Source organism: Verrucomicrobium sp. BvORR106, assembly GCF_000739655.1.
Classification (GTDB): Bacteria; Verrucomicrobiota; Verrucomicrobiia; order Verrucomicrobiales; family Verrucomicrobiaceae; genus Verrucomicrobium.
The window spans coordinates 13,544-38,879 of the sequence record NZ_BATR01000051.1 but is presented as its reverse complement, the minus strand read 5'-3'; the positions used below and the strand labels follow the sequence as shown (position 1 = coordinate 38,879).

Here is a 25,336-nt window from a genome sequence, read left to right as displayed (position 1 = left end):
ATCTAGTAGCTGGGAGCGGACTCTATGCCAAGTCTGCGCAACGCGGCCTCCCTCCGCGCCTCGTCCGGCTTCGCCTGGATCGCCTCGCCGCCCTTTTGCAACGTGAGGATCTGGAAGGCATGTCCGAGGTGCCCAGGATGGGTGAGAGTTTGAAACTGGCGCATCCAGGCGGGCTCAGGGGAAAACCCCGGCTGGCGGAGCAAGCCCGCCGCAACGTGCGTGAGAAAGCGGCCCTGCTCAATGAATTCCCTCACGGTCATGCCCAGCTCGATGCCCCGCTCGGCGAGGCGGGTGAAGTTCACATGGGCGGTGAGGTCCGCCTCGCCCAGATCCTCCAGCACCCGGTCATCCGTCCGGTGCTGGTAGTAGCGGCGGAGGGTGCCTCCATTGCGCTCCGGGATGTAGTACTCCCTCGCGGCATGACCGTAGTCGGCCAACAAAATCTCCCCGGTGAAGGCGCTCTGCGAGACCTCCTCCAGCCAGCTCAGCATGGCCACATTCAGCTCAGTGACGAAGCCCGCGGGGAAATCATCCCCGAGGCGCGCCAGTTCAGCCTCCAAGGCTGATGTGGAGGGAGGCCCCTGGATAAACTCGAACGCCCCATCCTCCCGGGCGGTCACATGCAGCTCCCTCCATCCGTCGGAGGTGAATTCAATCCGATGTACCGCGAAGGCATCCAGCAACTCATTGCAGATCAGAACACCCTGAATGACAGGCACTTCCGTCCACGCAGCAACGTGGGTCAGACGGGACGCGAACTCAGGCCCCACGCGCGACTGCTGGGCCTCCCGAAGCGCATCATCCGGGTCGATGATCACATAGGCCAGCACGGCCGCCAGGTCCGGATGGCGACGCTCCACTGCCTCCAGCAGATCCCTCGCCAAGGTGCCATCGTGAGCCCCCTGCTCCAGAATGCCAAACCCCGTCGGCTGCCCGGCCGCCGACCACACGCTGGCGACGTATTCAGCGAGCAAGTCACCATACAGGGAGCCGACGCTGACGCTGGTATAAAAATCACCGCCCCGGCCGATGCGGCGCACCCCCTGGCGATAGTACCCCACGAGCGGTTCATACAGAGCGAGTTGCATCACTTCCGCCCAAGGAACGGCCTTTCCCGGAGCACGGGTCAGTCGTTCTATAAGCACTTCGGGCACCCGAGGGATTGCATTCGCCATGTGAGATTTGGCCGCTATACTGCTTTCTCCCCTCAACGTAAACTGCCGAAATGTCCGATCAGGAAGTCAATCCCATTGCCCGCAGCTTGATGAAGAGCACGTCCCCCCGCCCTCCGGGCAAGGGGGGCAACGTCCGGCGGCGAGTGCCGATCTACAAACGCGGCTGGTTCGGCGCGCTGGTTGTGGTGACGTTAATCATCGGTGTGACCGCCTTCGGCATGATCATGGCCATTCTGGCCCCGCTCCAGGAGCAGGCTGAAGCGCTGGATATCGCAGATCTGCAGAAGATCGAAGTCGCCAGCCGGATCATGGATCGCAAGGGCGAGGAAGTGGGCAAAATCTACGTGCAGAACCGCACCCCCATCAAGGTGGACGACGTGCCGATGCACTTCATCCAGGCCCTCACCTCCGCAGAAGACTCCCGCTACTTCCAGCACAGCGGCGTGGATGTGATGGGCATCCTGCGCGCCATCTACCTGAACTACAAGGCTGGTGAAGAGAATCAGGGGGCGAGCACCATTACCCAGCAGCTCGCGCGCGGCGCCTTCGACCTGAAGAAGATGGAGACGACCGACAAGAACTCCCGCTATCAACGCAAGATCGTGGAGTGGTTCGCAGCGGAACGCATCGAGAAGAAGTACTCGAAGTCAGAGATCCTTGAGATGTACCTGAACCGCATTTACTTCGGAGCAGGCTTCTACGGCATCCAGGCCGCCTCCAAGGGCTACTTCGGCAAAGAAGTGCGGGACATCACCCTGCTGGAAAGCGCCACCCTGTGCGGTCTCATCAAGAGCCCGAACAATCTTCAGCCCCTGCGCCATCCCGAGCGCTCCAAGAAGTCCCGCAACCATGTGCTGGATCGCATGTATGAGGAGGGTTACATCTCCAAGGACGAGCGCGATACCTACTCCGCCCAGCCCGTGGTGACCTCCCCGCGTACGGCGGACATCCGCCTGACCTACATTTACGAGGAGATCCGCCAGCAGGCCATCGCCATCATCGGCGAAGAGGCGGCCCAGATTGGTGGGTTCAACATCTACACCTCCATCGATGGCAATCTCCAGCGGACCGCAGAGGCTTCCGTTAAGAAGCGCATGGAAGAGGTGGAAAGCACCCCGGGCTACAAGCACCAGACCTACTCGTACTACCGCGCCCTTCTGGACGAGTACAAGAAGAGGATCAATGCCAAGACCATTCCAGAAGACACTCCCAAACCCCAGCCGGAGTACCTGCAAACGGCGGTGCTGGCGATCGACAACCGCGATGGCGGCGTGCTGGCCATGGTGGGAGGACGTGACTTCGTGGACAGCATGTTCAACCGGGCCGTGCAATCCCGCCGCCCGGCAGGAACGGCCTTCCTCCCGTTTGTGTACGCCACTGCGTTCCAGAGCCCGGAATACTTCCCTCCGCAACGCCTCAAGGACGGCCCGCTGGACAACCGCTACGTGATGATCGGGGGCCTTCAGGGCATCCTGGGGGAATGGGGCACGGAGCAGGACGCCCGCCTGGTGTACGGCACGAGCATTTCCGCCCGCGAAGCCCTCAGTCAGAGCCGCACGGCCGCCACCGCCCGCCTCGGCCTGGAGCTGGGACTACCCGCGGTGAAGGACCTGGTGGCCAAGGCTGGCATCAAATCTCCCCTTCGCGATTACCCCAGTTCCTTCCTCGGCGCTAGTGAGGTGAAACTGGACGAGATGTGCCTGGCTTACAGCTCCTTCGCCAACAAGGGCAAACGACCCAAGCAGATCTCCATCATCCACCGCATCACGGATCATTCGGGCAAGGTAATCTTCCAGGTGAAGCAGGATGAAGAGGTGCTGACCGAGGCCATGGACGAAGTGGCAGCCTATCAGACCCACTCCTGCCTCGTGGATGCGCTCCGCCAAGGCACGGGCAAGAAGGCGTATGACGAGTATGGCCTCAAAGACTTCCCCGCCGCGGGCAAGACCGGCACGCACTATGAGTTCAAGGACTTGTGGTTCGTCGGCTATACCAGCGCCGTGACTTGCGGAGTGTGGTCCGGCTTTGACCAGCAAAAACAGATCTACGAAGGCGCTTTCAGCAACAAGGTGGTCCTGCCAATGTGGGCAGACGTGATGAACGCTTCGATCAAGGATTTCAAGCCAGAGGAGATCCAGCCCCCTCACGACATGCAGATGGTGGAAGTATGCCGCCGCAGCGGTCTGCGCGCTCTGGACACCTGCTACGACAAGATCCCCGACCCGGCCACCGGCAAGATCCGCGCCGTCCGCAACACCTACCGCGAGGCCCTGCGCCAGCGTTCCAACTTTGACGTCTTCTGCGACCTGCATCGCAGCGGCGAAAGAGGCGAGGAGTTTCCCGGACTAGGCTCCGCCTCGATCAAGGATCAACTCATCACTCAATCCCCGGAAGTGGCGAATGTCTCCCCCGTCCGCATGAAGGGACTCACCGTGCTGGGAGCAGACCCCTACAACACCGTGCAACCGGTGCTCCGGGCTGAGCCAGTGCTGGAAGACGGCTCCACGGTGCAGCGCGCGATCCCGGTGGAAGACCCCCAGGAAAAGACGACTCCCATCAAGCTGGCACCGCCCCCGCCGATGAAGCTGGACTGATGCATTTCGGAGGCAGGTTTGCCCCACCCTCTCCTGAGGAGACCTCCAAAGGCGACATAAAAGTATCGATTTCTCAAAAAGATTGTCAATCCAGGGCCGATTCAAGCCCCTGAGGAAAGAGAGGGTTCAGAGGGTCGTAGTTGAACGCATCGGGCCATGTGGCCCAAGGTGTTCATGACCCGGCCCATCCCCCTCCTTCATCGCCGCCAGTTCGTGGTGCTCGCCGCCACGGTCGCCTCTGCTCTGGCAGGATCGGCACTGCATGCGGCGGCCCCTGCCCCCCTTGCTCAACCAGCCCAGGGCCTGACCTATGAAAAGGATGTCCGGCCCGTTCTGAAGGCACATTGCTTCCACTGCCACGGCGAGGACGGGGAAGTCAAAGGCGGTCTGGACGTACGCTTGCGCCGGTCCCTCGCCCAAGGAGGCGATACTGGCCCCGCCATCGTGCCAGGGAAGGCTCACGACAGCCTTCTTCTGGAGATGCTGAAGTCGGGCGAAATGCCCAAGGGGGCAAAGAGGCTGAGTGACGCCGAGATCGCCATCGTGGAGCACTGGATCAATCAAGGTGCGAACACTGCCCGGCCGGAACCGGAAAAACTGGGGCCAGAGTACGCCTTCACCGATGAAGAGCGTGCCTGGTGGGCCTTCCAGCCCATCCAGTCCCCACGGGTGCCGGACATGGGCCCCGGGGTGGACAACCCCATCGACGCCTTCCTCCTTTATCGCCTGCGCCAGCAGGGCATGGAGTTGTCTCCCGAAACCAGCCCTGCCTCCCTTGTCCGCCGGGCGACCTTCGACCTGACCGGCCTGCCCCCCACACCAGAGGAGGTGGCTGCATTTGTCAGCGACACCCGTCCCGGTGCCTATGACCGCCTGGTCACCCGCCTGCTGGAATCCCCTCACTATGGCGAACGCTGGGGCCGTCACTGGCTGGATGTGGCAGGCTATTCCGACTCCGACGGCTACACGGACAAGGACACCGAGCGCCTGCACGCTTTCCGCTTCCGTGACTACGTGATCAAGTCGCTGAATCAGGACAAGCCCTTCGACCAGTTCGTCCGCGAACAGCTCGCCGGCGATGAGATGGTGGCCCAGCCCTACCGCAACCTCTCTGCCGATGCCGCCGACAAGCTGGCCGCCACCGGCTTCCTTCGCATGGCCGCAGACGGCACCGGCGTGATGGATGACAAAGCCTCCCGCAACGCGGTGCTGGCGGACACCATCAAGATCATGGGCAGCGCGCTGTACGGCATGACGATCGACTGCGCCCAGTGCCACGACCACCGGTACGATCCCATCAGCCACGCGGACTACCACCGCATTCGTGCTCTCCTAGAACCCGCGCTCGACTGGAAGAAGTGGAAGGCTCCCAATGCCCGACTCGTCTCCCTGATGAATGACGCGCAACGCGCCGAGGCCGCCGCCATCGAGGTGGAGGCCAAAAAGCTGGACGAAGCCCGGCTGGCGAAGCAGGCGGAGTTTATTGACGCCACGCTGGAAAAGGAACTGGCCAAACGCGAAGAAACCCTGCGGGAACCGCTGCGCGCCGCTTACAAGGCGGACGTTAAGAAACGCACGCCCGAACAGGTGAAGCTGCTGGCCAAGCACCCCAGCATCAACAAGCTTAGCGGGGGTTCGCTGTACCTGTACGACACCACCTACAAGACCAACCACGCTGCGGAACTCAAAAAGATGGCGGACGCTGCCGCCGCTGTGCGCGCCGGCAAACCCAAGGAGGAATTCGTGCAGGCCCTGACGGAGCCCGTGGGAGCCACCGTACCGGTGACCTACATCTTCCACCGGGGTGATCCCGACCAGCCCAAGAAGGCGGTGACTCCGGGCGATCTCACCGTGCTGGGTGGGCGACGCACCGTGGATGTCCCGGTCAAAAACAACAGCCTCCCCACCAGCGGGCGCCGCCTCGCCTTTGCCCAGTCGCTCACGGACGGCACCCATCCTCTGCTGGCTCGCGTGATGGTCAACCGCGTGTGGATGCACCACTTTGGTCGTGGCATCGTCACCAGCGCCGGAGATTTCGGCCATCTGGGACAGCTGCCCAGTCATCCTGAACTGCTGGACTGGCTGGCGGACCGCTTCATGAAGGAAGGGTGGAGCCTCAAGAAGCTGCATCGCCTCATCATGAGCAGCCACGCCTACCGCCAGGCTTCCACGCGGGATCCGAGGAAAGAACAACTCGATCCCGACAACGCCCTGGTGGGCCGGATGAATGTACGCCGCCTGGAGGCTGAGTCCCTGCGGGATGCCATGATCACGGTCACGGGCAAGCTCACTCCCAAGATGTTCGGCCCACCCGTACCGATCATGTACAATGAAGAAGGCCAGGTCGTGGTTGGCATCGACACCGCGGACACGGCGGGGCGGCAGACTGGCAAGATCATCCCGCTGAACGGCGAGGAGTACCGTCGCAGCATCTACATCCAGGCACGCCGCACCCGGCCCCTGGGCATGCTGGAGACCTTTGACGCCCCCAGCATGATGGAGCCGAACTGTTCCGAGCGTCCCCGCACCACGGTGAGCCCGCAGTCTCTGCTGCTCATGAACAACGGCTCCATGCGGGAGTACGCCCAGCACTTCGCCACCCGCTTGCAAAAGGAGCGCCCCACCGACATCACGGCTCAGGTGCACCGCGCCTATGAACTGGCCTATGCACGTCCCGCGTCACCGGAGGAGGCCACCCGCGCCGTGGGCTTTGTGACCGCCCAGATGGCCTTTTACAAAGAGCACCCGGCCCCGCTGGAATATGCCGTGGGCCCGCCTTCCAAGACCAATGCCGACCCGGCCCTACTCAGTCTGGCGGCCCTCTGCCACGCACTCATGAGTGCGAACGAGTTTCTCTACGTTGATTGACCTCACTCCCGTCCCGTCCCCGGAACCCCTGCCTTTCATTCCCCCGTCCCTCGCCTCCCGCCCCATGAACACTGGAGCCTGCAACCCCTTCTCCCGCCGCCACTTTCTTTCCTCGAACGCCTACGGCATCGGGTCCGTGGCGCTGGCCTGGCTGCTGAAGCAAGAAGGGCTGCTAGCCTCCAGCGAGCGGCTCAAGGCCCAGCACTTCGACCTCCTGGCCAAGCCTGCACACAAGCCCCCGCAGGCCAAGGCCATGATCTCCATGTTCATGCAGGGCGGCCCGAGCCACATCGACCTCTTTGACCCCAAGCCCGAACTCACCAAGCACGACGGCAAGAGCTACACCGGCGAGATCAAACAGGATGACGCCGCAGGCGCCAGCCTGGAGATGATGGGCAGCCCGTGGAAGTTCAAGAAACACGGCCAGAGCGGCATCGAGATGTCGGAACTCGTGCCGCACATGGGCAGCATCGCCGATGACATCACCCTCATCCGGTCCATGCACACCGGGGTGAACAATCACGGTCAGTCCATCTACGCCATGATGAACGGCCGCATCGTCGGCGGCCGCCCCACCCTGGGGAGCTGGGTGACCTACGGACTTGGCTCCGAGAACCAGGATCTTCCCGCCTATGTGGCTCTCACGGATCCCCGCGGCGTGCCCGTGCTGGGCGTGGACAACTGGTCCAACGGCTGGCTGCCCTCTCTCTACCAAGGCACCGTCATCCGCCCTCGCGAGCCCCGCATCCTGAACCTGGATGCGCCCATGTCCCTCCGGGGAGAAGCCCAGGACCGTTACCTCGGCTTCCTCGGCCAACTCAACCAGGAACACTTGGCCCGTCGTCCCGGTGAATTCGACCTTGAAGCCCGCATCCAGAGCTTTGAACTGGCCGCGCGCATGCAGACTGCCGCCAAGGAAGCCCTCGACATCAGCAAAGAGAGCGAGGGCACGAGGAAACTTTACGGCATTGATGACCCTGCGACCAAGGAGTTCGGCACCCGCTGCCTCATCGCCCGCCGTCTGGTGGAACGCGGTGTGCGTTTCGTCAGTCTCTTCACCGGCAATCAGACTTGGGACCACCATGCCTCCATCGGCACCGGCCTGCCCGCCGCCTGCAAGTACGTGGACAAGCCCGCCGCCGCCCTCGTCATCGATCTCAAGGACCGTGGCCTGCTGGACAGCACCGTCGTCCATTGGGGCGGAGAGATGGGCCGGTTGCCCGTGATCCAAAACCGTGCCGGCGGCAGCAGTGACCGTTCCAAGGTGGGCCGTGACCACAACACCTACGGCTTCAGCATGTGGGTCGCCGGCGGCGGCTTCAAAGGCGGCCATGTCCATGGTGCCACCGACGAGTTCGGCCACCACGCTGTGGAGAACGTCGTGAACCACTACGACTACCACGCCACCCTCCTCCACCTGTTTGGTCTCGATCCCAAAAAGCTCACCTACAAGCGCAACGGCACCGATCAAGTGCTCGTGGAAAACGCCGAGGCCAGAGTGGTGACGGAGCTGCTGGCGTAGGGGGGGCGGCTGACGATCAAACGTCGGTGGGCATGCGCACAGGCCCCAGCACGCCACATCAGCCTGCCTACGCTTCACTGGCTCTGCGACTTTTTCTTCTGCCCCAGCACCTCCAACACCGACCGTAGTTGACGACGTGAGGAGACACCAACTTCCCGGTATATGGCAATGCGGCCGAGCAAGCGATCAGGGAGCCAAGGTGTACGCTGGGATGCGCGTTGGGCAGGCATAGTCCACAGCGTGGGCAACGCCACAGAAGCTTCAGCTAGTGTCTGCCAAAGAAACCAGGTTGTGAAGCGTAGACTGACAGGACTCAAATGGCCTGTGCCGAGGAAGCTCGGGGAGCGCACGCATCCTGCGTGCTGTTTGCGGCATCTTGCCGCAAATGTCAGTCAGCGCGTGACGTCAGGCCCAACCGACGTGGGGGTGTTGATAGCGTTGGGCCGATAGCAGATGCTGTCGGACTTCCCTCCTGATCATTATCCACGGAGGCGCCCCAGGGTCTCCGTCCACTTCGTGGCCTTCGCCCCTGGGCTGGGCTCGGTGGGCCTTTCAGGCCCAAATCCTCTGAGGGGACTTACTCAGATGTTTTTATCCAAACAGGTTCTAAGCGAGTCAACCTTGGGTACCACCGCACGAGATGGTCAGGTGGGAAAGCCGACTGCATCCGCTCCCGTCCCCACCCTTAGGGCGCAGCCAAGTCGGCCTCGATCATCCGCTTCGTCTGCTTGAGATGAGGCAGTATGCTGCCCCCCTCCTTGAGCATGCGGTCACAATAGCTCAGCGCCTGCTCATACGATACATAGCGATAGTCCCGCTGTCCCGGGACCACTGGATAGCGCTGTTTCACCGCCTCCAGCGGCAGGCCACGGTACACCACCACGCTAATCTCGCTCAATGCTGAAGGATCGTCGGATCCCTGCGTCTCCCACTGAGGCCACTCGTAACCGAGCAGTTCGTAGGCAGCCGCCTGCGGACCGAAGTCCTTGTACTTGAGCACCAGCGTCCTCCCCGCATGCGCCGCTCTTTCCGGTCCGGCGCACGCGGAAATCAGCAGCAAACTGAGCGTTACGGCATAGCGGAGCGTGAAACGAAGGGACTTCATACGCAAGAAAGTCTGCCCCCTACCATCACTTGTCCTGCTGGTCAAAACTTCGGAAAGAGCCGACCGGCCTCTTTCTGCGAAGGCGAGACCCGGGGCCGTTTTCTTGTTTCCTGAACTCCGTGCACCACGCGTCTTTTCCCGGAACTGATGCGACCTGAGGGAGCGCCAGCCCTTTCTCCACCCGGCCGCATAGGATCAAAAAGGGCATTTACTACAGGGTTTCAGCCTATTCCTGCGAAGGGAGATCAGGGAGAATAAAGGGCTTCCCCTTCCGCAGTGTCCCCAAGAATGTAGCGAAAACTCGTTACGTTTGTGCCGTCAGGAACATTCGTTGCAGTGATAGTTCGAACGCCCAGGCCCCTTACTAGCTACTTTCTTCAGCGCGCATGAGCCCCGTCCCAAATGCCACCCTCCGCTGTCTGATTCCCCTGGCCATCCTGGGAACCCCAGTCCTCACCCTGGCCGAGGAGAATCCCCACGGCGATGTCTTCAAGAACCTGCCGGTGCCGGCGGTGGTGGACTTCAACAAGGACGTCCGGCCGATCATCTCTGCCAAGTGCTACCATTGCCATGGGGCGGACGAAGGCTCCCGCAAGGCCAAGCTGCGTCTGGATCTGCGGGCTGAGGCCGTGAAGGAACGGGACGGGGTGTACGCCATCAAACCAGGCGACGCCGGGGCCAGCGACATCATGGCGCGCATCCTGACGACCGATCCCGACGAAGTCATGCCTCCACCGAAGGAAGGGCACGCCCTGACCTCCCGCGAGATCGAGGTGATGAAAAAGTGGATCACTCAGGGGGCTCCCTACGCGGAGCACTGGGCGTTCCAAAAACCGGCAAAGCCCACTCCACCCAATGCGTCGGTGGCTCCCATTGACGCCTTCGTGCAGAAGCACCTCCAGGCGCAAGGCCTGACCCCAGCCCCGGAAGCAGACCGGCACACGCTCATCCGTCGTGTCGCGCTGGACCTCACCGGTCTGCCGCCATCTCCCGCTGAGGTGAAGAGTTTTGTGGAAGACCAGCGTCCCGATGCCTATGAGCGCCTGGTCGACCACTACCTGGCCCAGCCTGCCTACGGGGAACGCTGGGCCCGCGTCTGGCTGGATCTGGCCCGCTATGCCGACTCTGCTGGCTACGGCAGTGACCCCTTGCGCCTGAACATCTGGCCGTACCGCGACTGGGTCATCAATGCCTTCAATCGCAACCAGCCCTACGATGAATTCACCCGCGACCAGCTGGCCGGGGATCTTATCAAGAATCCCACACCGGAACAGTTGATCGCCACTGCGTTCCATCGCAACACGATGACCAATACGGAAGGCGGGACCGATGACGAGGAGTTCCGCGTGGCCGCCGTGAAGGACCGCATCGGCACCACCCTGCAGGTGTGGATGGGGCTCACTCTGGGCTGCGCGCAGTGTCACACGCACAAGTTCGACCCCATCACCCAGCAGGAGTACTACGAGTTTTTCGCCATCTTCAACCAGACGGCGGACAACGACCGGGCGGACGAAACGCCCACCCTGCCCGTGCCGGATCCCGCCCAACGCGAGCGCATGGAGAAGCTGCAGAAGGAGATCCTCGCGCTGGAAACCCAGCTCCAGGCACCCGCCCCCGCCGCGCTCGTGGAAGAGCTCGCCGCGTGGGAGGCCACGATCAAACAACCCGCCCGTTGGCAGGCCGTGGAAATCACCACCGCCCGCACTGAGAAAGGCGCTCCCTTGGAGAAGCAGCCTGACCATTCCCTTCTGGGCGGAGCTGCCGAGGCGGACACCCACCTGCTGGAGGCCGTGGTACCGGGGGGCATCACCGGCATTCGCGTGGAGGCCCTGCCAGATGACCGCTTGCCCGGAAAAGGGCCCGGACGCTCGGGAGGCGGTAACTTCGTGCTCAGCGAGTTCAAGGTGAGCGCTGAGTCCGCAACTCCAGAAAAAAACCGCCCCAAGGCCCGCTTCGTCCGGGTCACGCTACCGGGGAAATCCCGCATCCTGCATCTCGCGGAAGTGCAGGTGTATTCCGGGGGCAAGAATCTCGCTCCCACAGGTCTCGCCACCCAATCCTCCACCGGCTTCGACGGACCGGCGAAGCTGGCGGCAGATGGCAACACCGACGGCGACTATGCGAAGAAATCCGTCAGCCACTGCTCCCAGCAGGATGATCCCTGGTGGGAGGTGGACCTCAAGCAGGAAGTGCCCATCGACTCCATCGTGGTATGGAACCGCACCGATGGCAACACCGGCTCCCGCACCGCGGGCTTCCAGGTCGCGGCCCTGGACACAGAGCGAAAAGAGATCTTCCATCGTGATGAGACCTCCGCACCGCAACCCAGCACCACCCTGACGGTGGGCGGGCCGCAGGACGTCCGGTTTAAGGAAGCAACAACGGACTTTGAGCAGAACGGCTTCACCGTGGCCCACGCCATCGACGGCAAACCGGACACCGGCTGGGCGGTGAGCCCACAACTGGGCCGGGCGCACACGGCGCAGTTCGTGCCCGCAGCTCCCCTGGGTGCCGCCGGCAGCTCCGTGCGTCTGCGGATCAGCCTGGCCCAGCTCTATGGCTCCCAGCATGTTCTGGGGCGGTATCGGATCGTCGTCACTTCCGACCCCAATCCCCAGCCCGTCATGCCAGCGCGTATTCAGGATCTGCTGGCCATACCCGCAGGGAAACGCGACGCGAAGAGCCAGACCGAACTGCTCGCATGGTACAAGGACCGCTCCAGCGTGTACACGAAGGTGCGTGCCGATCTCGCCGCCCGGCAGAAGGAGCTGCAGACGGCGTTCAAGCCTGTCGCCCTGCCTGTGATGAAGGAGCTGGAGCAGAACAAGCAGCGCCAGTCCCACTTCCTGGTGAAAGGCAATTTCCTGAACCCCGGCGACCCGGTGCAACCGGCGCTCCTCAAGAGCTTCAATCCCGCACCGGCCTCCAGCGGCATCGACCGCCTCGCGGTGGCCGACTGGCTCATGAGCCGGGACAATCCGCTGACTGCCCGCGTGACGGTGAACCGCTTCTGGGCCCAGCTCTTCGGCCGCGGCATCGTGGAGACGGAGGAGGACTTTGGCACCCAGGGAACACTTCCCTCGAACCCGGAACTGCTGGACTGGCTGGCCGTGGAGTTCATGGATCTGAACTGGGATGTGAAGGCCCTGCTCAAGACCATGGTCATGAGCCGCACCTACCGGCAGTCGTCGAAGCCGTCTGAACTGGCCCGCGCCAAGGACCCGCGCAATGTCCTGCTTTCCCACTATCCCCGTCGCCGTCTCGATGCCGAACAGGTGCGTGACCAGGCGCTGATGCTCTCCGGCCTTCTCAGTCACAAGCTGGGTGGTCCCAGTGTCTTCCCCGTGCAGCCCGATGGCTTGTGGCGGGCCGCCTTCAACGGCCAGCGCACCTGGGAGACAAGCAAGGGCGAGGACCGCTACCGCCGCGGGCTCTACACCTTCTGGCGGCGCACCGTGCCGTACCCCAGCATGGCCACCTTCGATGCGCCCAGCCGGGAAAACGCCACCCTGCGCCGCCTGCCCACCAACACCCCCCTGCAGGCCTTTGTCACGCTGAACGACCCGGCCTACTTCGAGATGGCCCAGGCCCTGGGGCAGCGTCTCGTCCGGGAGGGCGGCTCCACCCCGGAGGCGCGCATCCGTTATGGGCTTGAACTCACCCTCGTGCGCACTGCGGGAGCGGAGCAGGTGGCCGCGCTCCTCGACTTCCACTGGGATGAACTGGCCCATTTGAAATCGGTTCCGGCTGATGCCGCACGCCTCGCCGGCAATGTCCCGGCCGGCACTGATCCTGCAGAGGTGGCCGTCTGGACAATGATGGCCAACGTGCTGCTGAACCTGGACGGTGTCCTCACCAAAGGCTGATCTCTATTTCCATGAACCCCTACCATCTCGCCTGCGCCCGCCACGCCACCCGGCGCACCTTCCTCGGGCAGACCGGTCTCGGCCTTGGTGCCATGGCCCTGCAGGGCATGCTGCCCGGTCTCGCATCTGCCGCGCCAACTCCCGGCGGCATGTCGCTGCCGGAGAATCCCCTGATTCCCCATCAGGCTCCGCTCCCGGCCAAGGCCCGCTCGGTGATCTACCTCCACATGTCCGGAGCGCCTCCGACACTGGACCTCTTTGACTACAAGCCGAAGCTCAATGAGCTGCATATGCAGGACTGCCCGGACTCCCTGTTTGCTGGCAAACGCTTTGCCTTCATCAAGGGCCGTCCGAAGATGCTGGGTTCCCCTTACAAGTTCAAGCAGTACGGTCAGAGCGGTGCGTGGGTGAGTGACATGTTCCCTCACTTCACCAAGATCGTGGACGAGGTCGCGCTGGTGAAGTCCATGAACACGGACCAGTTCAATCACGCGCCAGCAGAGCTCTTTGTTCACACAGGCGACATGCGTGCGGGAGGGGCCTCCATCGGCTCCTGGGTGACTTATGGACTGGGCAGTGAGAATCTGGATCTCCCTGGCTTCGTTGTGCTGCTCTCTGGAGGCACGGACCCCACCGGGGGCAAAAGCCTGTGGAACAGTGGTTTCCTCCCCTCCGTCTATCAGGGCGTGCAATGCCGCACCACGGGTGAGCCCATCCTGTTTTCCAAGAATCCGGACGGCATGGCCCGCGACTCCCGCCGCCGCAGTCTGGATGCACTGGGTCGGCTGAACCAACTGGAGGCCGCAGAACTGGGTGATCCCGAAACGCTCACGCGCATCTCGCAGTACGAACTGGCCTACCGCATGCAAACCGCCGTGCCGGAGGTGTTCGACATCCAGAAGGAGCCGGAATCCGTGCGCAATCTCTACGGCGCGAAGCCGGGTGAAGGCTCGTTCGCCAACAACTGCCTGCTGGCCCGTCGTCTGGTAGAGAACGGCGTGCGTTATGTGCAGCTCTTCGACTGGGGCTGGGACATCCACGGCACGGGCAAGGGCGATGACCTCGTGAACAAGTTCCCGGAGAAATGCCGGGATGTGGACCAGGCCTGTGCCGCACTAATCACCGACCTCAAACAACGCGGGCTGCTGGAGAGCACGCTCGTGGTGTGGGGAGGTGAATTCGGACGCACGCCCATGAACGAGGCGCGCGGAGGCAGCACCTATCTGGGGCGCGATCACCACCCCAACTGCTTCACCATGTGGATGGCCGGCGGCGGGATCAAGGGCGGCATCGTCCACGGAGCGACCGATGAACTGGGCTACGACGTGGTGGAGGGGAAATACACCATCCGCGATCTGCAGACGACTCTGCTCCACCAGCTGGGTTTTGATGCGCACAAGTTCAGCTACCGCTACCAAGGGCTGAACCAGCGCCTCATCGGGCCCACCGGTGATGGTCGATTGATGAAGGAAATCCTGGCCTGACCCAGGGCCGGGATGTCTTTTATTCGCAAAGTCGGGTCTTTTTCACAGGGATAGCTCCCGAAACGAACTTTTTTACCGGTCCCCCGGTCACAAGGGCGCGCAAATTGACATGCAAAGGCGGCAGTGTGTCGGCTCGACAGCGCCTGCCCACTGTTTATGCTGCAGCCGTCCGCCATGACCCTCGACCAGTTTCTAGACAACAAATACCAAGTTACCGCCCGGCTGCCCTCCATATCGGCCACTCATCAGCGGTACGTGGTGCAGGGTACCAGCGGCACGCCGGAGCAGTTTATCCTCAGTTTTTGCGACTATGCCAGCCCGGTGGGTCGGGCCACTCTGGAGCGTCAGCGTCGTGTGGTGGAGGCCATGAGCCGCCCGCCCGTGGCACTGCTGTGCCGGACGCTGAACTTCCGGCTGGAGCAGGAATTCCAGTGGATGGTCTCGGAGTTCCCCGGTGAATTCAGCCTCAAGGAGTTGCTCCAACAGCGCCAGGCATTGTCCATGGAGGAGGTCGAGGCATTCCTCCGCCTGATCACGGAGGCTTGTGAAGCCGCCACCACGCTGGGCTGGCCCCGTCTGGCGCTCGATGCCGCGAACCTCTTTGTGGACCCACGTTTGGGACTGCCCCGCATTCCGGCACCGGATGTACCGTCCTTTGAGGCAACCGGCTCGGACATGCCGGCCTTTGACCCCATGGCCACCATGCAATTCAACGTGGCCGACTTCAAAGCCTCCGCCATAGATCCCATTCCGAAAGACACGCACGACTATGTGCTGCCCCTGGCCGCCCTCTGCTGCGACCTGCTGGGCCAGCCACAGTCCATGCGGGGAGGCAACGCCCGCTATCAGCCCGTCCCCCAGCTCACCTCCCAGCAGAACGTGCTGCTCCGTCGCGCCCTCACCAGCGAGGGTCGGGCGGGCTTTGTCAGTGCGAAGTCCTTCATGGACGACTTTTTCGGCATCTCCATGAGCCCGAGCATCGCTGCTCACACAGAGCGCCTGCGCACCATGACGGTGACGGCAACCCGCACGCAGCCGGAGGAGATCAATCCAGTGAACCCGCTGGCCGTCACCATCCGAGTGGCCCAGCCGCCGCCGTTGCCGACCAAGCCACCCGAGCCGCCCGCCCCAGCCTGCCCTCCAGTGGCGGTGAAGCCGACGGAAAAAGAAGCCGCCCTGGTGATGCGCCCCACGCTCCGTCTCCGCCTGGTGCCAGATCATGAGGATGCGCCCATCTTTGCCCTGGTGGCAGATGACAGCCTCACTCTGGGGCGCTCTGCAGCAGACGCCGACTTTGTGGCCCAGTTCCGCCCGCGATCCAATGTGAACGACGGCCGCTCGCGTCGCATCAGCCGGACCCAGACCAAGATCCGCCAGGCAGGGGAAAAGCTCCGGCTCCAGGAAAGCAGCGCCGTGAACCCCAGCGTGGTGAATGACGCCACGGTGGTGCAGGTGGCTGAAGCCGTCACCCCGCTGAACTTCCTCCTCGCGGGAGAGTACCCGGTCGAAGTACGCGGCATGCCCTCGGACTACCCGGAAAAGCGCGAGGTGCTGGAGTGGCCGCAGGAAAACGAATCCCCGCTGGGCGGGGCACTGATCGTCCGCGCAGGCGGCAGCGGAGTCCTGCTCTGTGAGGCCGCCATGGTCCACAGTGACGTGGGCCTCCATTTCTCAAAATCCGGGCGCCCCTGGTTCCGCGCTGAGGCCGGTGCCGTCCCGGCGGCCCGTGTTCACCGGCTGGCGGGGCAGTTCTGGCTGGAACCCATCGCCGCCAGTGTCTTTTCCCGGGCCGGAAACGTGGACACCCCCACCCTGCCCCACGAGCTGCTCCTGCTGCGAGACGGGGACAAGCTCCGCTTTGGTCCCTACGGGTACCGGGTACTGGGCTACTCGCTAACCGGCAACGATACCCCAACCTCCGCCGGCTGAGCTGCTCCGCCCCATAGCCGGATGGAAGCCCCCTCCTTCGAAATGACGGAGGGAGGAAGTCCACCCACCCCGGCTGGGAGTTTTCTCTTCACCGCCATGTGTTCACCTTTTCTCATCTTCCAAAAGAGCGGCACATCCACGTGCGCGTTTGATTCGAATCGAACCGGAGTATTTGCGGTAGCTCCCGTAACACTTTAGGATGACATGGAAACCAAAGAAGGTTAGTCTTTCTGGCTGTAACCTTCTCACGAAGGAATCATGAACCCCCACGAAGACACGCTCAATCTCGGTGCCACGATTCCCCGGACGCCCACGGAAGTGGCTGCCGAGGCACCGTCCGCCGAACTGGAGCTCCTGAACACCATCAAGATTCCAGGAAGTGGGACGCTTGTTTTCAACCGCTATCGCCTGCAACGCGTGCTGGGCCGTGGCGGCATGGGCGTGGTCTGGCTGGCGGATGACACCAAGCTGGACCGCCATGTGGCGCTGAAGTTCCTGCCCGATGTGATCGGTGCCGACCCTGTGGCGCTGAAGGAGCTCAAGGACGAGACCCGCCGCGGGCTCGATCTGGCGCACCCTAACATCGTGCGCATCTACGACTTCGTGGATGACGACGAGGCGGCAGCCATCAGCATGGAGTATGTGAATGGAAAGAGCCTGTCTGAGATGCGGCTCTCCCAGCACCAGCACGTCTTTTCCGTGGACGATCTGGCCCCATGGCTGGCCCAGATGTGTGATGCCCTGGACTACGCCCACCTGCAGCGGCGGCTGGTCCATCGCGACCTGAAACCCGCGAACTTGATGGTGAACATCGAGTCCCAGGTGAAGATCACGGACTTTGGCATCGCCCGGAGTGTCTCCGACACCATGAGCCGCCTGAGCATGATGCGGGCGAACACAAGTGGCACCCTCCTTTACATGAGCCCTCAGCAGGCCATGGGAGACCGTCCCAAGCCTACGGATGACATCTATTCCGTGGGCGCGACCCTTTATGAGCTGCTTTCCGGGAAACCGCCCTTCTACAGCGGCGACATCTCGATGCAGATCACGGCGAAGAACGCCCCCTCTGTCAGACAGCGCCGTGAAGAACTGGAGATCCAGGCTACGGAAGACATCCCCCGCGAATGGGAAGACGCCATCGCCGCCTGCCTGAACAAAGACCCGGCCAAACGCCCGCAATCTGCAGGCGAACTGGCGCGCCGTCTGGGTCTGCCTGCGCGGACTGACGCCGTGATGACAGGCGTGCGTGTGAAAACAGACGGACCGCGATCCATTCAAGTCCGTCAAGACCGCCTTCCCGCCGCGACCAATTCTGAACTGACCACCCAGCGACGCTCTTGGGTACCTCTGGCTTCCACCTTGGTCCTCCTGCTCGGCGCCTCCGGTGCGGCGGGTGCTTGGTGGTGGATGAATCGCCCTGGCCAACTCACGCTGGAGTCTGATCCTGCTGGAGCCATCGTCTCCATAGACGGACAAACTCAGAAGACGCCCGCTGTCTTCGCTGAACTCAAGCCTGGCCACTACACCGCCAAGATCGCGGCACCGGGCTTCGATCCTAAGGAAGTGGAGGTGGATCTCTCACCAGGCCAAAAGAAGAGCTCGGGGCTGGTGAAACTGAATCAGGCCAGCGGCACCTTGCTTCTGTCGAGCGATCCTGATGGCGTCCGGTATGAGGTGCAGGTCGCCGACAATGAGTCGGCCCCCAAGTTGCAGGGTGAGACCCCAATGTCCCTGACCCTCCCGGTCGGACGTTACAATGTCACCATGGATCATGCTGGCGGGAAGCGGATCAAGACCCTGGAGGTCTTCCACAACCAGAAAATCCAGCAGTCTTTTAGCTTTGAGAAGGACGACGCGCAGGCGCCAGTGGTGATCGCCAATGTTCCCGATTTCACGCAGAATCAGGCGGCCCGACCGAACCATCCGCCGCCAGTTTCGCGACCAGACACACCGTCCGTAGGGACCACCCCCACCGCAGCGGCCCCCTCGCACCAGTCGGCAGCCACGCCCAATGTGGCTTCCCAGCCGCCTGCCGCCCGGCCCTCCGTTGATCCCGCCGATCACCCGCCTGGGGCAACGCATTCCAGCCCTTCAGGCGGAACGACCAATCCCGGAACCACGGCTCCTGTAGTCTCTGCGCCCGCAACTGCAGCCCCGGCCTCACCCGCACCGGGTGCGACAGCTTCGACTGCGACACCGCCGCCGCTCCAAGATTTGACGTCTTCAGGCTCCGTCGCCCCCCAGGCCCCAGGCTCGGTGGCAGCTCCCGGCTCAGGCACCGCCATGCCGACCCCGGTGCTCTCCAGCCCGCTCGCGCACGGGACGCAGCCCGCTTCGCCGCTGGCAACCACTCCGCCGCCAGACGGCTACTGGAATATTGACCAGATCTTCACTGGTTCTTCATTCAACGCCTACTCCAAGAATGGTCGCGCCTACCTGCTCTTTGAAGCACAGGCCGCCCTCAAACAGAAGAGTCATTACAAGGCTCCCGTGGATGGCAAGGTGGGTCAGGGAACTCACAAGGCCATTGTGAGCTTCCAGTCTGCCAACGGTCTCCAGCCCACCGGCCAGCTCGACAGCCCGACGGTGGCTGCCCTTGGCTTGAGCGGCATGGAGGACAACTCCGACTGGTCCGCTCCCGCTCGCAAACGGTCCTCCCGCAGCAGCAGCGGAGGCCAGAGCAGCGATGGCGACGATGACGAGCCCAACTGGTGGCGCACCAACGTGGCCGACCCCTTCAAGCGCGCATTCCGCCGGTAAGTCGGGTGCGCCGGGTTGAGTGGGGCAGCCGAAAGGGGGCGTTTGCGCATGGCAGGTCGCCGCACGTCCGATGCCCCTGGTAAAGCCACCCTCGCGGTCTCGCGAATTCTCAAAACGACCTGTGCCGGAGAAGCCAGGAGAGCGCACGCATCTTGCGCGCTGTTTCCGGCATCTTGCCGGGAACGTCAGTCAGCATGGAGCCCTCTCGAGGGCGTAACCAAACATTCGAACCCCATCGCATCCGATCAACATGGAGGCGTTGAAGCCAGTGGGCAGAAAGCGGATGCTGTCGGCCTTCCCACCTGAGTCTCATCGTAGGACGGTACCCAACGTAGACTCGCTGGAAGCTCGTCAACGTTGGGCTTGTAGCCCCATCCTCTTCGAGGAAGAACTTCGACTGAGTGCGTGGGAGCTGTTGGCACCTTGGCCCGTCATCAGGCGGAAGGCATCCTCAAATACCTCGATGGCTCACGCCTCAACTCCCATCCGGCGCCCCTGTAGTTGTCGACGTGAGGAGAACAGACCAATCGCGCGCGTTTGGGATAGGCGCCAAGGAACCGACTCTGGCTCAGCCCTCAGTAAGTCCCCTCAGAGGATTTGGGCCTGAAAGGCCCACAGAGCCCAGCCCAGGGGCATAGGCCACGAAGTGGACGAAGACCCTGGGTACCTCCTAACAGGATGATCAGGTGGGAAGGCCGACAGCATCCGCTATCGGCCCATCGCGATCAACACCTCCACACCGGTTGGACCTGATGTCTTGTGCTGACTGACGTTCGCGGCAAGTTGCCGCAAACTACACGCAGGATGCGTGCGCTCCCCAAGCTTCCCAATCACAGGCCATTCTACAGGACGCTTGCGCCGTCCCTCTGCTCAGGCCAGCAGCAGCTTGATCTGCGCTGCGGTCAGTTCCCGCCACTGCCCGGGCTCAAGCTCCAGTTTGATCAGTTCCAACCTGCCCATGGCGGCGCGGATGAGCCGCAAGGTGGGATACCCCACCGCTGCCGTCATTCGGCGCACCTGGCGATTCTTTCCCTCCACCAACTTCATGGCGACCCAAGAAGTCGGGATGGATTTGCGCTCCCGAATAGGCGGCACTCGAGGTGGATAGACGGGTGCGGGCTCCAATAACTGCACCTTGCATGGCAGGGTGTGGAAGTCCGGCAGCTGTACGCCCCGAGTCAGGCGGGTGATCGCCTCTGGCGCTGGGATACCCTCTACCTGAACGTGATAGGTCCGCTCATGCCCCCTGGTAGGATGAAGCAGTTGCTGATTCCACCGGGCCTCGTCGCTGAGCAGGAGCAGCCCCTCCGAATCGGAATCCAACCGACCGATGGGATACACCCCAGCCGGCAGTCCAAACTCTGCCAGCGTCCGATGAGAGGGGTGCTCCTTTGTGAACTGGGAAAGCACCCCATAAGGTTTGTTGATCGCGATCAGCATGACTCTGCCGCAGGCAGGGATTTGCCAGAATCCACGGTGCGAGGGCCGAAGCGCCGCCGCCCCCAGTCTCCTGCCACCCAGACCCAGAACACCGGGTTTACAAACAGCACCAGGAGGAGCTGCTTGTGATAGAGGAAGCCCAAATTCATGACCTCCGTGACCGTCTGGTGGAAGGTGATGAGCGCCAGGCCGTACAGGAGTGCCATGCGTCGGTTGAGCAAAGCGAAGAAAGCGAACAGCTCCAGCGGGAGCCCGGCCCCGAGCGCGATCTGAGCCACTAGCGGATGATCCACGAAATACTGCGCCAGCCAGACGGCATTGTCCGCCGGGACGAGGTGGGTGTAGTACGCCATGTCCGTGGACTTGGCGATCTGCAGCCCGAAGTAGGGCGTGTCCGCCATCCAGTTGCCGCCGCTCTCATACACCTTGGTGAGGGCGGAGGCCACGTAGGTGGCCATGACGGACTGGCGGGCCCAGTCCAGCTCCATCTGGTCCTGCCGCAGGCCGTGGGGCCGCCGCCAGCCAAAGGCCTGGCACAGATGCCCCCACACTGCCGCCAGCCAGATGGCCAGGAGGGTCACGGAAACAATCTGCGTGGTATGGCCGATGGCTCCCTGGGAGTTTCCCAGAACCCCATGAGCCACGCTCGCCACCAGGGCGGGGACAATAGTGATGACGGGGAACACGCCGAGAGCGTACAACACCAGGGACAGCGCCCAGAAGGTGAGCATGGTGACATCCCAGGCAGGCAGGCCCGGCAAGTCGAGGGTGAAGAGCGTCCCCTTGATCAGCTTTTCACTCCCGATCCATGTAAAGTCCATGCCTGGGAGCATGCGGGTGAGGAAACTGCCACCGTCTGCCGCGGCAAAGTTCCACCCGGGCGCAGCCATGCCATGGGGCACCGGCTGGCTGGTGAAACGGGAGGTGCCCCCGATGGTGGGCCAGACAATGAGCGCCACACCCACCCTCATGAGGAAGGTCTCCCACCAGTGGTGCCGCATGGGCTCGTACCCAAACCAATAACGGCGCAACCGCTGCCAGAAGCTGGTGCTCGCCGGGGCTGTATTCAGTCTCGCTTCCATGCCATTCAGTTCTGCCCCACGAGGCTGGTTTCCTTCACAATCTTTCCGTGGTCATCCAGCGTGATGTCCACCTTGTAGAGCCGGAAGCCCGCGTACTTCTTCACTTCCTCCGGGTAGCGGCCAGTCTCCTTGAGTTGTTTCAAGGTGGCGTCCCCGGCCGGGCGGGTTTCCTCGGCCGTGAGTTTCTTGGAGGGCTTCTTCAGCGCCTTGGCCTCCGCCTTGAAGTAGTTGTCGAAGATCTTCTTCACCCCGGACGTCCAGTTCCCAAACGTGGGATACAGGGCCACGGGCCGGTCTTCCAGATCCGTGACGTACACATAGTACGCCTGCTTCTCAAAGGAGGAGTACATCGGAAAGTTGGAGAACGGATACCATTCCCCGGGCTTGGCGGCATCCCGGGTCAGCCAGGGGATGAGCAGCGCCGTCAGGAGCACAAAAAACCAGTGAACCTTGTGGGGTAACCACAGGATCCACTGGTGAACTTTTTTGATCATGGGGAGGAATACACGCGCCATGCGTCTCTTCCAACCCTTCATCGTGAGCAATTCTTGCCGGACAAAGGATGCCGCAGCTTACTGCTCTGCACCGATCTTCAGGAGCTCCACTTCAAAGATGAGTGTGGAGTTTGGCCCAATGGCGCGGGGGGAACCCTGCTCACCGTAAGCCAGCTTGGAGGGAACGAAGAGCTTGTACTTGGAACCCACGGTCATGAGTTGCAGACCTTCCGTCCAGCCAGCGATCACCTGATTGAGGGGGAAGTTCGCCGGCTCACCACGCTTGACGGAGCTGTCGAACTCGGTGCCGTTGATGAGCGTGCCCACATAGTGCACGGTCACCACGTCTTCAGCCTTGGGCTTGGCACCTTCAGACTTCTTGATCACTTCATACTGCAGGCCGCTGGCGGTGGTCGTCACACCGGGGCGCTTGCCGTTCTCGGCGAGGAATTTTTCACCTTCCTGGCTGTTCTTGGAGGCGGCCTCGCCCATTTCCTTCTGAATCTTGGCGTTCATGGCCTGCTCGAACTGGCCCATGGTGGCCATGAGCTCTTCGCGGGAGTACTTGGGCTCCTTCTTGTCGATGGCGTCTTTCACACCAGCGGCCAGGGAGTCCACGTTGATCTGCACACCCATTTCTTGGAACTGGCCACCCATCTGGGTGCCATAGAAATAGCTGACTTTTTCGAGGAGGGCGGCGTCAATCACAGGTGCTGGTGCGGCGGCAGTTTCGGCAGGTTTGGCTTCGGCGGATTTCGTTTCCTGAGCCCGAAGCGGAGCGGCCAAGGAAAGAGTGAGGAGAGGCAACAGGAGGGAAACCTTCATAAGAGCGGAGAGCCTACGCTGAGCTGGGCCGGGGCGTCAAAGAGAAAGGCCACCGGGCGTGCAAATGTTTCGCGCGTCGGCCGCCATTTGAGCCCCTCTGTGGGCGTTTTTGGTCGATTTTCTCGCCAGTCCCGGCACCCCATACCGCGATTTCCTGCCAAAAGCCCCTATTTTCAGATCTGCCTTTCCGTTTGACGCCCCGCCTACCATGCCGCAGACTACGCGCCCTTCTAATCCAAAACCACGAACATCATGGCAGCTAAAATCTACACGGAATCCGACGCCAGTCTTGAGCCTCTCCAGGGCAAGACCTGCGCCGTCATCGGCTTCGGCTCCCAAGGCCACGCCCACGCTCTCAACCTCAAGGAAAGCGGCGTCAATGTCATCGTGGGCCTCTATCCTGGCTCCAAGTCCCGCGCCGTGGCGGAACAGCGTGGTTTCAAGGTGGTGGACACCGCAGAAGCCGTGAAGGAAGCGGATGTCATCATGATCGCCGTGCCGGACACCGTGATCCCGAAGGTGTACAACGCCGACGTGGCTCCGAACCTGACCGAAGGCAAAACGCTGCTTTTCAGCCACGGTTTCGCCGTTCATTTCAAGACCATCACTCCCCCTGAGAACGTGAACGTGATCATGGTGGCTCCCAAGGGCCCTGGTCACCTCGTGCGCCGTCAGTACACCGAAGGCAAAGGCGTTCCTACGCTGATCGCCATCTATCAGGACAAGTCCGGCAACGCCACGGACATCGCACTCGCCTGGGCCAAGGGCATCGGCGGCACCCGCGGTGGTGTGTTCGAGACGACCTTCAAGGAAGAAACCGAAACCGACCTCTTCGGTGAGCAGGTTGTGCTTTGCGGCGGTACCACCGCCCTGGTGAAGGCTGGCTTCGAAACGCTGGTGGAAGCCGGGTATCAGCCAGAAATGGCCTACTTCGAGTGCTTGCACGAGCTGAAGCTCATCGTGGACCTCATGTTCGAGTCCGGCATTGCTGGCATGCGCTTCTCCATCTCCGAGACCGCCGAGTACGGCGACGTGTCCGTGGGTCCGAAGATCATCGACGACCACGTGAAGGAAAACATGCGCGCCCAGCTCAAGCGCATCCAGAGCGGCGAGTTCGCCAAGGAGTGGACCGACGAGTACAACGCTGGCCAGCCCAACTTCAACCGTCTGCGTAAAGAAGGCGAAGCCCACCAGATCGAAGAAGTCGGTGGCCGCCTCCGCAGCCTGATGAGCTGGGTGAAGAAGCGCGAAATCGGCGGTTCCCAGGCCAGCTACGAGTAAGAAGCAGGATCGGGCCCGCCCGGTCGCTCCTCTCAAGGCTCTCATTCATTGATCAGCGCGAATCCGGAAACGGGTTCGCTCTTTTTTGATCCTGCAGCCCACCCGGTGGAGCTCACTCTCCCATTTCACTGGAGGCCGCAGAGGTCACTCCGAGCTCTGCCTCGATCACCCGCACTTTCTGAAAATCCACCACCAGCATGTCCCGATTGCCATCCCAGATAATGGCCTCTTCCTGGACACAGGCGCGCAGGAAATTCAGGTAGGAGACCAGGCTGGGATAGAACTGGGCCCCGTTCCAACCTCTCTCTGAAGAAGCCACTACGGCCCCGTAGAGGGGGCTGGCCGGATCGCACTCCACACTCACTGTAGCCACCAACCCCGAGACAGGGACAAGCTGACTGCCCTCAAACCCAGGAGCCCCGAAGTGGTCCACCGAGGACTGCTGCGTCAGATCCCTTACCCCGGCGCGAGACAGAAACGAGGCTCCTGGAGGAAACTCCAGCGGACGACGGACCTTCGTCGGAAGGCCGAGGCCGTCCATCCAGACAAACCAGCTGTGCACGGAAGGATGCACGGACCGTTGCAACAGAGCCTCGATCGCTCCTTCCTGTGGCGTGCTGACCAAGGCATCCCGCAACGGGATACCCGCCGCGTCACAGGATTCCAGCAGGGCGGTCGCCGAGTCGGCCACATCCCCAGGGGCAGGCCGGGAGATGTGATACCGATGAGGCCCACCGGACCCAGAGCCCGCTCCAGACGAATCCCGGCATCCCACTCCGCATGCAGACAGCATGGTCAGGGTGAGGATGCGGAGCAGAAACTTCATTTTATCCAGGGGCTTCCCCCCACGCTGTGACTCGCACCCCGTCTCGTCAATCCTACATTGGCTGGAGAAATTTCTTTGCCAATGA

General features: G+C 62.4%; 15 protein-coding genes. 8 read left to right on the top strand and 7 right to left on the bottom strand.

Features of this window, described 5'->3' with window-relative positions; all coding sequences use genetic code 11:
• Positions 1–2: 2 nt before the first annotated feature.
• Entirely contained in the window at positions 3–1,175 is a 1,173-nt protein-coding gene (locus BV106_RS07705) for an SAM-dependent methyltransferase (protein WP_081891590.1), read from the bottom strand.
• 50 nt (positions 1,176–1,225) lie between these two features.
• Here BV106_RS07705 and BV106_RS07700 point away from each other — a divergent pair, with 50 nt between their 5' ends.
• The 3 genes from BV106_RS07700 to BV106_RS07690 all read left to right on the top strand — a co-directional run bounded on the left by BV106_RS07700 (position 1,226) and on the right by BV106_RS07690 (position 8,159).
• Positions 1,226–3,769: a transglycosylase domain-containing protein gene (locus BV106_RS07700; protein WP_038162901.1), complete on the top strand. Its 2,544-nt coding sequence runs from the start codon at positions 1,226–1,228 to the stop codon at positions 3,767–3,769.
• A gap of 174 nt (positions 3,770–3,943) precedes the next feature.
• Positions 3,944–6,637 (top strand): PSD1 and planctomycete cytochrome C domain-containing protein, encoded by a 2,694-nt coding sequence (locus BV106_RS07695; RefSeq protein WP_265595430.1) that lies wholly within the window; start codon positions 3,944–3,946, stop codon positions 6,635–6,637.
• Positions 6,638–6,701: 64 nt separating this feature from the next.
• Positions 6,702–8,159 carry a DUF1501 domain-containing protein gene (locus BV106_RS07690; protein ID WP_038162898.1) on the top strand — a complete coding sequence of 486 codons (1,458 nt, stop codon included), beginning with the start codon at positions 6,702–6,704 and terminating at the stop codon, positions 8,157–8,159.
• A gap of 685 nt (positions 8,160–8,844) precedes the next feature.
• Here BV106_RS07690 and BV106_RS07685 read toward each other — a convergent pair.
• A complete protein-coding gene (locus BV106_RS07685) occupies positions 8,845–9,264 on the bottom strand; it encodes a hypothetical protein (protein WP_038162895.1) in 420 nt (139 codons plus the stop codon).
• 386 nt (positions 9,265–9,650) lie between these two features.
• Between BV106_RS07685 and BV106_RS07680 the strand changes: the two genes are divergently transcribed.
• From BV106_RS07680 to BV106_RS35235, 4 genes are all read left to right on the top strand, one after another.
• Positions 9,651–13,130, top strand: coding sequence for a DUF1553 domain-containing protein (locus BV106_RS07680; protein ID WP_038162893.1), 3,480 nt, complete (start codon positions 9,651–9,653; stop codon positions 13,128–13,130).
• Positions 13,131–13,141: 11 nt separating this feature from the next.
• Positions 13,142–14,614 (top strand): DUF1501 domain-containing protein, encoded by a 1,473-nt coding sequence (locus tag BV106_RS07675; RefSeq protein ID WP_038162890.1) that lies wholly within the window; start codon positions 13,142–13,144, stop codon positions 14,612–14,614.
• A 156-nt stretch (positions 14,615–14,770) separates the two neighbouring features.
• Entirely contained in the window at positions 14,771–16,543 is a 1,773-nt protein-coding gene (locus BV106_RS07670; protein WP_038162887.1) for a hypothetical protein, read from the top strand.
• A 258-nt stretch (positions 16,544–16,801) separates the two neighbouring features.
• Positions 16,802–19,303, top strand: coding sequence for a protein kinase (locus BV106_RS35235; RefSeq protein ID WP_051945369.1), 2,502 nt, complete (start codon positions 16,802–16,804; stop codon positions 19,301–19,303).
• A gap of 870 nt (positions 19,304–20,173) precedes the next feature.
• Here BV106_RS35235 and BV106_RS07660 read toward each other — a convergent pair.
• The 4 genes from BV106_RS07660 to BV106_RS07645 all read right to left on the bottom strand — a co-directional run bounded on the left by BV106_RS07660 (position 20,174) and on the right by BV106_RS07645 (position 23,144).
• The gene (locus BV106_RS07660) at positions 20,174–20,743 is read right to left on the bottom strand and encodes a pseudouridine synthase (protein ID WP_038162884.1); all 570 of its coding nucleotides are present in this window, start codon (positions 20,741–20,743) and stop codon (positions 20,174–20,176) included.
• Positions 20,737–21,825 carry a hypothetical protein gene (locus tag BV106_RS07655; RefSeq protein WP_038162881.1) on the bottom strand — a complete coding sequence of 363 codons (1,089 nt, stop codon included), beginning with the start codon at positions 21,823–21,825 and terminating at the stop codon, positions 20,737–20,739. The genes BV106_RS07660 and BV106_RS07655 overlap by 7 nt, the downstream gene beginning before the upstream one ends.
• Before the next feature lie 5 nt (positions 21,826–21,830).
• Positions 21,831–22,319, bottom strand: coding sequence for a hypothetical protein (locus BV106_RS07650; protein WP_038162877.1), 489 nt, complete (start codon positions 22,317–22,319; stop codon positions 21,831–21,833).
• A gap of 78 nt (positions 22,320–22,397) precedes the next feature.
• Positions 22,398–23,144, bottom strand: coding sequence for an FKBP-type peptidyl-prolyl cis-trans isomerase (locus tag BV106_RS07645; protein WP_038162875.1), 747 nt, complete (start codon positions 23,142–23,144; stop codon positions 22,398–22,400).
• Between the two features lie 252 nt (positions 23,145–23,396).
• On the opposite strand from BV106_RS07645, the gene ilvC reads away from it, so the two are divergent.
• Entirely contained in the window at positions 23,397–24,425 is a 1,029-nt protein-coding gene (ilvC, locus tag BV106_RS07640) for a ketol-acid reductoisomerase (RefSeq protein WP_038162872.1), read from the top strand.
• Between the two features lie 112 nt (positions 24,426–24,537).
• Here the strand turns inward: ilvC and BV106_RS07635 are convergent, their stop codons facing one another.
• Positions 24,538–25,251: a hypothetical protein gene (locus tag BV106_RS07635; RefSeq protein ID WP_038162868.1), complete on the bottom strand. Its 714-nt coding sequence runs from the start codon at positions 25,249–25,251 to the stop codon at positions 24,538–24,540.
• Between the last annotated feature and the right edge of the window lie 85 nt (positions 25,252–25,336).